General features: G+C 36.0%; 12 protein-coding genes. 6 read left to right on the forward strand and 6 right to left on the reverse strand.

Annotated features, from left to right (window positions below; translation table 11 throughout):
• Nucleotides 1-65: 65 nt before the first annotated feature.
• Nucleotides 66-881, reverse strand: coding sequence for a DUF3810 family protein (locus QMO11_RS21510; RefSeq protein ID WP_282039989.1), 816 nt, complete (start codon nt 879-881; stop codon nt 66-68).
• Between the two features lie 99 nt (nt 882-980).
• Here QMO11_RS21510 and QMO11_RS21515 point away from each other — a divergent pair, with 99 nt between their 5' ends.
• Nucleotides 981-2,339 carry a UDP-N-acetylmuramate--L-alanine ligase gene (locus tag QMO11_RS21515; protein WP_282039990.1) on the forward strand — a complete coding sequence of 453 codons (1,359 nt, stop codon included), beginning with the start codon at nt 981-983 and terminating at the stop codon, nt 2,337-2,339.
• Here the strand turns inward: QMO11_RS21515 and QMO11_RS21520 are convergent.
• From QMO11_RS21520 to QMO11_RS21530, 3 genes are all read right to left on the reverse strand, one after another.
• Nucleotides 2,328-3,128, reverse strand: coding sequence for a hypothetical protein (locus QMO11_RS21520; RefSeq protein ID WP_282039992.1), 801 nt, complete (start codon nt 3,126-3,128; stop codon nt 2,328-2,330). The genes QMO11_RS21515 and QMO11_RS21520 overlap by 12 nt on opposite strands.
• A 1-nt stretch (nt 3,129) precedes the next feature.
• On the reverse strand, nt 3,130-3,870 hold the full coding sequence (locus QMO11_RS21525) for a hypothetical protein (RefSeq protein ID WP_282039993.1): 741 nt from the start codon (nt 3,868-3,870) through the stop codon (nt 3,130-3,132).
• A gap of 79 nt (nt 3,871-3,949) precedes the next feature.
• The gene (locus QMO11_RS21530) at nt 3,950-4,741 is read right to left on the reverse strand and encodes an ion transporter (RefSeq protein ID WP_282039994.1); all 792 of its coding nucleotides are present in this window, start codon (nt 4,739-4,741) and stop codon (nt 3,950-3,952) included.
• A gap of 117 nt (nt 4,742-4,858) precedes the next feature.
• On the opposite strand from QMO11_RS21530, the gene rimM reads away from it, so the two are divergent.
• Both rimM and QMO11_RS21540 read left to right on the forward strand, forming a co-directional pair.
• A complete protein-coding gene (gene rimM, locus QMO11_RS21535; RefSeq protein ID WP_075603420.1) occupies nt 4,859-5,422 on the forward strand; it encodes a ribosome maturation factor RimM in 564 nt (187 codons plus the stop codon).
• A gap of 3 nt (nt 5,423-5,425) precedes the next feature.
• Nucleotides 5,426-6,328 (forward strand): leucine-rich repeat domain-containing protein, encoded by a 903-nt coding sequence (locus tag QMO11_RS21540; RefSeq protein ID WP_282039997.1) that lies wholly within the window; start codon nt 5,426-5,428, stop codon nt 6,326-6,328.
• A 30-nt stretch (nt 6,329-6,358) separates the two neighbouring features.
• Here QMO11_RS21540 and QMO11_RS21545 read toward each other — a convergent pair whose 3' ends face one another.
• Nucleotides 6,359-6,775 carry an acyl-CoA thioesterase gene (locus tag QMO11_RS21545; protein ID WP_282039998.1) on the reverse strand — a complete coding sequence of 139 codons (417 nt, stop codon included), beginning with the start codon at nt 6,773-6,775 and terminating at the stop codon, nt 6,359-6,361.
• Between the two features lie 165 nt (nt 6,776-6,940).
• A complete protein-coding gene (locus QMO11_RS21550; protein WP_282039999.1) occupies nt 6,941-7,504 on the reverse strand; it encodes an L-threonylcarbamoyladenylate synthase in 564 nt (187 codons plus the stop codon).
• 241 nt (nt 7,505-7,745) lie between these two features.
• Between QMO11_RS21550 and asnS the strand changes: the two genes are divergently transcribed.
• The 3 genes from asnS (at nt 7,746) to QMO11_RS21565 (ending at nt 11,672) form a co-directional block, all read left to right on the forward strand.
• Entirely contained in the window at nt 7,746-9,194 is a 1,449-nt protein-coding gene (gene asnS / locus QMO11_RS21555) for an asparagine--tRNA ligase (RefSeq protein ID WP_075603424.1), read from the forward strand.
• A gap of 388 nt (nt 9,195-9,582) precedes the next feature.
• Nucleotides 9,583-11,034: an RNA polymerase factor sigma-54 gene (gene rpoN, locus QMO11_RS21560; protein WP_075603425.1), complete on the forward strand. Its 1,452-nt coding sequence runs from the start codon at nt 9,583-9,585 to the stop codon at nt 11,032-11,034.
• Nucleotides 11,035-11,048: 14 nt separating this feature from the next.
• Entirely contained in the window at nt 11,049-11,672 is a 624-nt protein-coding gene (locus QMO11_RS21565; RefSeq protein ID WP_139314913.1) for a PAP2 family protein, read from the forward strand.
• Nucleotides 11,673-11,818: the final 146 nt, after the last annotated feature.

Raw genomic sequence — 11,818 nt, forward strand, 5'->3', positions numbered from 1 at the left:
GAAACCCTCTTTAAATATAGACATCATAGATAATGACCATATTAATAAGGCTGCTTAGATCGAACTCACGTTAATATAAACAACCAAGCGCTATAATTTGCATACTTATTATCACAATTTAAAGTGGCCACACAACCATAGAAGTTGGCTTCAGCTTCGCTAGTTATACCAAACTGATGTGCTTTTTCATGCGCAATAACAATGGGGATATCCCAATCTGAGAGATGTTTATTAATGTGTACTTCACTAAAGAATGGGCCGTAGTAACCTAATATTGTTGCTTTAGCAAAGAAATTACTGAAGGTGATGTTTTTTATGCGTCTTTGGTTTAAAGAATAGCTTATACCAAGATAATCGGATAATTGCTCATAGGATTTCTCAATATCTAAATTGAGTGATTTTTGGTTTAAACTATCAAATTCTATATAACTATTGTTTGTGTGTTTAATTACCTCCTGAAATACTTCGATAAATTCTTCAGTGTTGGCAGGCCTGTTTTTTATTTCTATTCTTTTATCTAAAGGTACTCTGTAGTAGTTAAAGCCCCATAAAATATAGAATAGGCTATAAGTAAGGCTAATGATTTGGGTAATACGTTTTGCAAAATAAGAGAATTTAATACGCTTGATACAAACCAAGATGATGAGAACCAAGATGGATAGTATGATTGCTATATATAAGGTATCGCTTAACGAGAATGGAATATGAAAGGATAATACGGATAATAGCTTAGCAATAATTGGGTATATACTTTGCGAATATATAGTTTCAGTAAATGTAGGTTTGTTTTTGAATAGTTGTGTTAAGCCGAAAATAATAGCAGCCAATAAAACTGGGTAGTATGGTAATGCTTTTTTTATTGTTGGTTTATTTTTATTCATATAATATTTAATATCGATCAGATTGTTATTACTTTCGTTGGTATACAAATATAGTTAATTTATAAGGCTCTATTTAGGAGGCTTTCAAACAGATTTATGATGCATATTCATTTTATAGCTATTGGTGGCGCTGCCATGCATAATTTAGCCATTGCTCTTCACAGTAAAGGATATAAAGTAACTGGTTCGGATGATGAGATTTTTGATCCATCAAAAAGTCGTCTTAAAAAGCATGGTTTATTACCCAATGAATATGGTTGGTTTCCTGAAAAGATAAATGCTGATATTGATGTAATTATTTTAGGGATGCATGCCCGAATAGATAATCCTGAATTATTGAAAGCTCAAGAGTTGAACCTAAAAGTATACTCATACCCTGAATATTTATATGAGCAATGCAAGGATAAAAAGCGTGTGGTGATAGGTGGGAGTCATGGCAAAACCACAATCACATCCATGATAATGCATGTGCTTAAAACCTTGGATTTTGATTTTGATTACATGGTAGGTGCCCAGGTTGAAGGCTTCGAAACTATGGTAAAACTATCGCATAGTGCACCTATTGCTATTTTTGAAGGGGATGAATATTTATCGTCACCTATAGATTTGCGACCAAAGTTTCATTGGTATAAACCTCATGTTGCCTTGTTAACAGGAGTAGCTTGGGATCATATTAATGTTTTTCCAACTTGGACTATGTATGTTGAGCAGTTTAAAATATTTGCTGATTCAATTCAAGAGAATGGTTCTTTGGTTTGGTATACTAAGGATCCGGAGTTAAACAAAATTTGCACGAAATTACCTGAGAGTATAAAGTCGCTCCCATACGATACTTTAGAGCATACCATTAAGGATGGAGAAACGCAGGTATGTATTAATGATAAAAATTATGAGTTAAATATTTTTGGGGAGCATAATTTACAAAACCTAAATGGCGCACGTTTGGTTTGTGGGCAACTGGGTATTAATGAAGATCAGTTTTTCGATGCTATTGCTAGCTTTGCAGGTGCTGCTAAACGACTTCAGACTCTAAAGAAAAATAGAGAAACTGCCATATATCTTGATTTTGCGCATTCGCCATCAAAACTAAAAGCTACTACCGAAGCCGTAAAAAAACAATTTACCAATCGTAAGTTGATTGCCTGTATGGAGCTGCATACTTTTAGTAGTTTGAATAAGGATTTTTTACCTCAGTACGAGAATACGATGAAGTTTGCAGATCGTGCATTGGTTTTCTTTAATCCAGAAGTAATTAAGCACAAGCAATTGGATGACATTACAAAGGAAGAAGTACAGAAGGCTTTTGCCAGTGATAATGTTGAAGTTTACACAGATACTGAATTAATGCAAGCCGAAATAAAGAAAATAGATTGGCAAAATAAAAACCTGCTGTTTATGAGTTCGGGGAATTTTTCAGGTATCAATTTTAATGCCTTTGCTGAAGAGCTAATCGATTAAACGTTGGTACCATGGTGCATCTCCTTTTGTAAACTCAAAATTATCGGCCGCAGCCACAATAGTGGCTAATAAATCGTATTGAGGCATGGTATATTCCATCTTATAATTTGAATTAAGATATACCATAAACGAATCGAGACAGGTGCCATCGTATCCAGTTAATGATTTTACATTCTTCCGCGAAGTGAGTTTTATAAATTCGGCAGACTCATCGGCTAATCGTTCTAGTTGCTTAATTTCTTCACGTTTTTGAGCAACTTTATCTTTACCTCCTGCAGACAGGGTTAGTCCAAGAGTTCCTTGATTCATTTTAGCATTAGCTTTTCCCATGGCAATAGCTTCAGAGAAATCCCAGTTATTAACCATCTCTTTCACCTTGTCTGCTTCAGTTTCTTCAATTCGAAGATCTTTAAAGGCTTGCTTAAAATGTGCATAAGAGTAGTAGCGTACTACCTCTATTTCATCAAGTGCATAAATATTTGTATTCACTTTTAATTTAATGGTATCATCCATTGTGGTCCAAATACCAGGTATTACCCATTCGGTGGCTTTGTAGCCCATGCAACGGAATTTAAGCGTATCTCCAACGGTTCCCGAAATCGAAAAAGCACCATCAAAATCACTTAATGCAACTTCTCCTGTTTGTACATTTTTTATGGCTCCATACTGAACAGCCTTATTCTTAAACTGCTCCCCTATATATCCGCTGAAGCGCATTTTTTCAAACTCTTGTGCCTTGCTTATGGCAAATATTGCCAATAATGATATAATCAGATATATTTTCTTCATCTTATTCCCTCTTCTCAAATTCCTCCTTTGCATCTAAAATGAGTTGCTTTACTATTAACGGATTAGTTCTGGATGTTATCGTTAGGTGGGTATTGCAATAAATAATGAAACTGTTCAGTGTGTCTCCTTCATATGCTGAAATCTCTTTTATTACCTCAGCATTATAAAATTCATCTACTATTTCTTGCTGTTCATGTTTTGCTAGTTCAGCTCGCATGTTGCGTTTTCTTTTTTCACTTTTGCTGGTATGGTAAAAAATATAGCTAGCCGGGCTTACTACTGCTGCAATTAGTGGAGGTTTACCACTAAAACCATCGTTGCGAAGTGGGGCAGGAGCTAAATCTTCATTCTTCCCTAGTTTAATATCATCGGGTAGGTGTAAATGCATATCGGTTCCGCCAACATCAACACCTTGTATCATATAAGTCCGTCTGGTTAGCATTATATCTACAATAGAATCAACTCCAATAAAATCACTTACCTGCAGCGTAAGTGCTTCGTATCCCATACCAAATACTCGTAAAGAATCACCCATAGGGAAACTATATATTATAACGCCATCTTCGTTAGTTACAAAATGGTGTTGGCTCATATAGCTGATGGTTTGGGCATTCGCAATGGGTTTGTTATTTTCAGTATCGAGCAGGCGCATAGCTACTCTAATCGAAGTAGTATCCGATTGAGCAATGGCATTTACTGACAGTATCAGAAATAACAATGTGTATAGAGTGGGTTTTATCACAATAGCAAAGTTACTATACTTTTTGTGCCGAAAGGAAAAAGTGAAGCGCCTTAACACAACTTTAACTGATCTCGATAAGCTATAAAGCAGTTCCGCAACTTTTGCAATACTTAGCATCTTCTTTATGGTCTTGATCTTTGCAGTTTGAACAAGTCGGTGCATTTTTTACAGGTCTTGTAAGCTCTGCCGTTACAATTCCGGTGGGTACGGCGATAATGGCATAACCTAAAATCATAATAAAACTTGATACAAACTGTCCCAAAGCCGTTACCGGGGCAATATCGCCATAGCCCACAGTAGTAAGTGTAACAATAGCCCAATAGATACTTATGGGAATGCTTATAAAGCCACTATCTGCATTGCCTTCTATCAAGTACATAAGTGTACCAAGGATGGTTACTATGATTACTATGGCAAATAAAAAAACACCAATTTTCCGACTGCTCGATTTTAGCGCGCTGTATATAACAGCGGCTTCTTTTATATATCGGGTTAGTTTTAAAACTCTAAAAACTCGGAGTAAACGTAACGAGCGTAATACTAAAAGGGCATGACTATCAGTATAAACAAATACTAATACTGTAGGTAATATTGTCAGTAAATCTATTACTCCATAAAAGCTTAGGGCATACTTTAGGGGTTTAGGCGATACAATTAAGCGTACTAAATATTCTCCGATGAATATTAAGCCAACAATCCATTCAACCTCATTTAGTACAGCATAGAAGTTAACCGATTTACCAGGAATACTCTCAAGCATTACTACAATAATACTGAAGGTAATTAGCAGAATTAATAGGATATCAAAGGCCTTTGCCTTGGGTGTATCTGATTTAAATATGATTTCAAATATCTTTTCGCGGAATGTCATAGAGAATAGTATTTATTGTAAAGATAAATGATTCAAATTAAAGATGGCATTCTCCGCCAACATGTCGGGGCTGCTTCCGATTAATTTTGTTAATTTTGCTACATAAATAAAAAGCGCATGATTAATAAAACAGACTGCACAAAGATTGGTGTATTAGCAAAGCCTCACGGGGTTAAAGGCGAGATTTCAATATCGTTAGAAGAAGGTATTTATGCCGGTGATTTTGAATCGGAATTTTTACTGCTTGATATTGAAGACGGTCTGGTGCCTTTTTATATCGAAAGCATTCGCGATAAAAGTAATAAATACGTTTTGGTAAAGCTAGCTGATGTTGATACAGAGGATAAAGTTCGTAAACTGGCCGAAACAGATATTTATGTTTTAACTACGGAAATGCTCATTAATGAGGAAAAACCCTCTGCTGCTTTGGTTGGATTTACAGTAAACGATGCAGTTAAGGGTAATGTTGGAGTTATTTCAGGAGTGCAAGAAATAACAAACAACCCACTTTTTGAGATTGATGCCGATGGAAACGAAGTTCTAATTCCAATCAATCCTGATTTTATTTTATCAATAGATGAGGATAATAAAATCATTAATATGGATCTTCCGGAAGGATTAATTGATGTTTTCTTAGATGAGGATGAAGAAGATATTGATTTTGAAATACCTGAAGAGTAATATATGAAGATAGCATTAGTTGCGGTACTGGTTGGAGTTTTAGTTTCACTACAATTAAGTGCTCAAACCCAAATAAAAGAGCATACTTTAATACCAAGCGATGTAGGTTTTGATATTGAAACAGGTACCATTACAAACTATCGTAGAGTATTAACCCACATTATTATACCCGATTACTTTAGCATTGAGGGTAAGCAAATTCCTATTAAGGTTATTGGTAAAGAGGCTTTCGCCGATGGTGGATTAAAGCAAGTGGTGATGGGTAATTCTGTTACTACAATTGAAGAATATGCCTTTAGTAAAAATGCCATTGATAGCTTAGCTTTAAGCTCCGAAATTACAAAAATAGGGGTAGAGGCTTTTGCTTGGAATAAAATAACTTCAGTAGTACTGCCACCCAACATTCAGCGACTTGAAACGGGGGTATTTAAATACAATGAATTGGATAGTATTAGAATACCGAATTCAGTTACCCACATTGAGGAATGGGCTTTTGCCAAAAATAAAATTTGGAAACTTTACCTTAACGAATCCTTGGTCAGTATTGGCGATTATGCTTTTTATAAAAACAAAATACAAAGGGTAGTACTTCCTAAAACGGTGATGGAGGTTAAGGATAATGCCTTTATGTACAACCAACTATTGGTTCTGAAATTAAATAAGAAGCTAGAACGTATTGGAGCAGCAACCTTCTCCTATAATAAGTTGGAGGAAGTTGATTTGCCTCGTAACATAGTGGAGATTGGTAAAGGGGCTTTCTTTTATAATCCTGATCTGATTCCTATAGAATTACCTCAGGAGGTAAAAGCCAAAGGAAAGCCAGATAAGGTTTGGGTAAATAATAAGGATAAAAAAGTAAGCGAAATTAAAGAGTTTAGAGATGCTTACTCTGTAAAAGAAAAATAGTATTGAAGCTGTGCCTGGTTTAGCATTCACCTATTCTTCTAAGTCTGTTTCTAAGGCTTTTATTTGTTTGCGCCACTTGTCGCTGATTTCAATTGAAGATTGTGTTTTCGGATTGAAGCCTACCATTACAGAATCACACGTTGCTTTTATTACTTTTTCACCTTCCACCAATTGTTGACTTAGCTGAATGCTTTTGTTGCCAATTTTAGTAATCTTGGTTTTAACTACCAACTGATCGTTTAAAAACACAGGCGCCATAAAGTCCGTTTTAATAGAAGCTACAATTGCCTGAAAGTTATCCCAATCAATTGGCTCACCGAATACCTTGCGGAAATAGAAGATTCGTCCTAAATCAAAATACTCCTGAATAGTAGTATTATTCACATGTCCAAACGAATCTAAATCGTTAAAGCGTAATTGTATGGGTGTTTCTTGATGAAAAATCATTTGCTGTTAGTTAAATTAGTTAGAAGTGTTAAATGATAAGTTATAAACGCTCCAATATGCAACGTTAATAGTCAATTAATACGGTAATGTTTGCCAGTAACGCGCTCATATCAAAGCATCTTATAAAATATCCATTGTATAAATAAATCGCCCTCGTTGCACGGGCTATTCGCGGATAATTTGAATTTGGCCGTCAACACCTAATTTCATGATGCTTGATGGTGGCGGATTTGAAGTTTCATCTTGGCGGAAGCCAACAACGTAATCTACGCCTGCCTTAATGTCTTCAGATATTTGGCCAAAGTTTTGAGGCGAATCTTCGCCATTAATATTGGCCGATGTAGATACAATAGGCTTTTTAAATCGAGCACAAAGCTGTTGCGAAAATTGCTCAGAGCTTACTCTAATCCCAATTGTTCCGTCTTCGCTAATTAAGTTATTAGCTAAATTTTTAGCCCCAGGAAATATAATTGTAATTGGTTTCTCACTAAGCTCAATTAAATCATAAGCCATTTCGGGTACCTCCTGCATGTACGATGGTAATTTGGCATCACTATCCAATAACACCAACATGCTTTTTGAGTCTTCACGTTGTTTTAGGTCGTATATTTTTTTAACCGCATCAGGGTTAGTAGCATCACAACCAATGCCCCAAACAGTATCTGTTGGGTATAGAATCAGTCCTCCGTTCTGAAGTACTTCTATCGCTTTCTTTAAATCATCGTGCATAGCTATATATTTTGTGCGCAAGATAGTAAAAAGACCATCTTGTGAAAAGCCTTTTTACAAGTCCCCTGTCTGAATATTTTGTGTAAAAGTCCGAATTAAATGTATCATTAAAGAGGTAATACCATCTGTAAGTGACAAAAAGTAACAAAAATCTGACTATTGTTATGTTTTGTTTGGCATTTCAAGTACCTAATCTCAAACAAATCATTAATTTTACGCCCCTAAAATAATGTCAATCATAATGGAACAGATTAAAAGAACCAAGATCAAGGATATTCTGGCTTCAGCCGAATACGAAAAAACAGTAAATGTAAAAGGATGGGTAAGAACCCGTAGAGGAAATAAATTCGTCAATTTTATAGCGCTTAACGATGGTTCATCTATTCATAATTTACAGATTGTAGCCGATGTAACTCAGTTTGATGAGGAGCTAATTAAAAGAATTACCACCGGATCTGCTATTTCAGTAAATGGTACATTAAAGGAATCAGCGGGTAAAGGACAATCAGTAGAAATTCAGGCAACAGAGATTGAAGTAGTTGGCGATTGTAATGCCGATGAATATCCATTGCAGCCAAAGAAACACTCTTTAGAATTCTTAAGAGAGATTGCTCACCTACGTTTTAGAACCAATACTTTTGGTGCTATTGCACGTGTGCGTCATGCCATGATATTTGCAGTACATAGTTTCTTTTCAGAAAAAGGATTCTTAAATATTCATACGCCTATTATTACAGCTTCTGATGCTGAGGGTGCTGGTGAAATGTTTAAGGTTACCACAATGGATATTAACAATGCCCCTAAAACTGAAGAGGGTGATGTTGATTATAGCAAAGACTTTTTTGGTAAAGCCACTAACTTAACCGTATCGGGTCAGTTAGAAGGGGAGTTAGCAGCCTTAGCTATGTCTGAGATTTATACTTTCGGACCAACATTTAGAGCTGAAAATTCAAACACAACGCGTCACCTTGCTGAGTTTTGGATGATAGAACCGGAAATGGCATTCTATGATTTAGACGATAATATGGATTTAGCTGAAGAATTCACTAAATACTTATTAAACTATGCACTTGAAAATTGCATGGAAGATTTAGAATTCTTAAGCAAGCGTTTACAAGAAGAAGAAAAAGGTAAAAAGGCAGCAGACCAATCAATGGAACTCATTGAGAAATTACGTTTTGTTGTTGATAACGATTATATCCGTTTAACGTATACTGAGGCTATTGATATTTTAATGCAATCGAAGCCTCATAAGAAAGGTAAATTCCAATACGAATTGAAAGGATTTGGAAGTGACCTACAATCGGAGCACGAGCGTTACCTAGTTGAGAAGCACTTTAAGAAGCCAGTTATTTTAACAGATTACCCAATGTCGATTAAAGCCTTTTATATGAAGCAAAGCGACGATGGTAAAACCGTTAAGGCGATGGATGTTTTATTCCCGCAAATTGGTGAAATCATTGGTGGTTCGCAACGTGAAGAAAGCTACGATAAGTTATTAGAAAGAATGCGTGCTATGGATTTACCAGAAGAAGAAATGAGCTGGTATTTAGATACACGTAAATTCGGATCGGTACCACATAGTGGATTCGGATTAGGTTTTGAGCGTTTAATGTTATTTGTAACAGGTATGGGTAATATTAGAGACGTAATTCCTTTCCCTCGTACGCCTAATAACGCTGAGTTTTAATAACAATACTTCATTGGGATTTTTTAGAGAGTAGTTTGGTTTTAAATAGCCCACACTACTGACTTCTGACTAGATATTCATGAACTAAAATAATAGCCATCTCTATTGCAGGGATGGCTTTTTTTGTAACAAAAATCGAACCATTTAACTTTATTAAACACTCAAATAACAAATTTTAATAAAGGCAAGCTGTGCAATTCACTTATTTATCTGTATTTTTGCTTGGTACCATTAATAATCGATGGTATTTCAGGCCTGTTGATATAGCTTCTAATTGGTTTATTTTATTCAAATAAAATCAAACTATACAATGCAAATACAGTTATAATAGTAGAGACCTTCTCTTGGCCAGAAATTAATAGAGGCATAAACCGTTTAATTCTATCATATGTTAAAACAGAGTTTACAGCAAAAATTGCTACAAAAGTTATCGCCACTTCAAATACAGGTGATAAAGCTGCTGGAGGTTCCTGCGGCTCAATTGGAGCAACGCATAAAGAAGGAGATTGAGGAGAATCCTGTTTTAGAATTAGAAGGAGAAAGAAGAGATAATCCGGATAACCCGGAGGAAAACGATAGAGAAGTCAATAACGATAAGGATGAGTTATCGATAGAAGATTATATTCAAAACGAAGATGTTCCCTCATACAAACTACAATCTCGTAATTTCTCAAAAGACGATAAACACGACGATATTCCATTTTCAGATGGAGCTTCTTTTCACGAGCATTTAATAGATCAGCTTGGTTTAAGAATACTCGATGATAAGCAGCGTTTAATGGCAGAGCACATTATTGGTAATGTGGATGAGGATGGTTATTTGCGCAGAGAAATTGATGAAATTATTGATGACATTGCCTTTAGTCAGAATATTGAGTTTGAAGAAAAAGAAGCCCTCGACGTGCTTAAGGTAGTGCAAGATTTTGAACCACCGGGTGTGGCGGCGCGTAATTTACAAGAGTGCTTGATTCTGCAATTGGAGAAAAAGGATAAAACCTTTCCATCGGTAAATGATGCCTATAATATTATTAAGTACCATTTTGAAGAGTTTACGCGTAAGCATTACGATAAAATTACCAAGCGACTTAGTTTAGAGGAGGAGGATGTGCGCGATGCTCTAGAGGAAATACTAAAGCTAAATCCAAAGCCAGGAAGCAGCTACAGTAACCCGATGCACAAAACAGTGCAACATATTATTCCGGATTTTATTTTAGAGTATAAGGATGATACGCCCGAGCTATCACTAAACAACCGTAATGTGCCTGAACTGAGAATTAGTCAGACTTATTCTGAGATGCTTCAGGATTATTCGGCCAATAAAAAGAACCAATCCAAGGACAAGAAGGATGCGGTAATGTTTGTGAAGCAAAAGCTCGATTCGGCCAAATGGTTTATTGATGCCATTAAGCAGCGCCAAAATACGCTTATGCACACGATGAATGCAATTTTGGCCTATCAGAAAGAGTATTTCTTAGATGGCGATGAAACCAAGTTGCGCCCAATGATATTAAAAGATATTGCTGAAATTACCAACTTGGATATTTCAACCATATCGCGTGTATCCAATAGTAAGTATATTCAAACGCACTTTGGTATATTTCCGCTAAAGTATTTCTTCTCTGAAGGTTTACAGAACGATGATGGCGAAGAGGTATCTACCCGTGAGATTAAGAAAATATTGCAAGATTGTATTGATGCCGAGAACAAAAAGAAACCGCTTACTGATGAAAAGCTTTCGCAGATATTAAAAGAGAAATCGTATAATATTGCGCGTCGTACTGTGGCTAAATATCGTGAGCAATTGAATATACCGGTAGCACGCTTGCGTAAAGAGTTATAATCAAACTAATACTAATGCACCACAACAATTCTATTTTGATAAAGCTAGCTAAGATTATCTCAACACTATTTCATCCGCTACTAATGCCAACACTAGGTTTGTTGGTTATTTTTAGTTTAAATAGTCATATAACCTATATTCCTTTTGAATACCGTAAGTATATTACGCTGGTTATTTTTGTGAGCACCTTTGTGTTGCCCCTAAGTATTATGCCGCTTTTTTATCAGTTGGGCGTCATCAAATCCATACAAATGGAGAAACCCAAGGAGCGCATTATTCCTTTAATTACCACTTCGTTTTTCTTTGCATTGGGGTATTTGTTTTTAACGCGTTTTCAGTTGCCTTCGTTTATTGCTAGTTTTTATAGTGGTACGCTAACGGCGGTTGTTTGTGCTTTGCTAATTACCTTGTTTTGGAAAATCAGCATTCACATGGTGGGTGTTGGCGGTGTTGTTGGTGCGCTATTGGCAATTAGTTTAAAGTATGGTGTAAATACCTTGGTGATGCTTACCTTTTGTGTGTTTGTTGCCGGATTAATTGGTACCGCACGTTTAAAATTGAATGCACACAATCCCAAACAAGTTTATGCAGGCTTTGCTTTAGGCCTGTTTTCGTTATTGGTGGCTTCGTTTGTGTAATTAGGGAGCAGTATTTGAATACAAGGGCTTAAGCGGATATTACCTAAGTGCCTCATCATGATGAGGCGCAAAAGTACATTATTGCTATTCGATATTGCGTCATCGCGAGGCACGCGGCAATCTCAAGACAAGTAGTAAAGCCATTT

Origin of the sequence: Saccharicrinis aurantiacus, from assembly GCF_947489045.1 — a bacterium.
GTDB classification, from domain to species: domain Bacteria; phylum Bacteroidota; class Bacteroidia; order Bacteroidales; family Marinilabiliaceae; genus Saccharicrinis; species Saccharicrinis aurantiacus.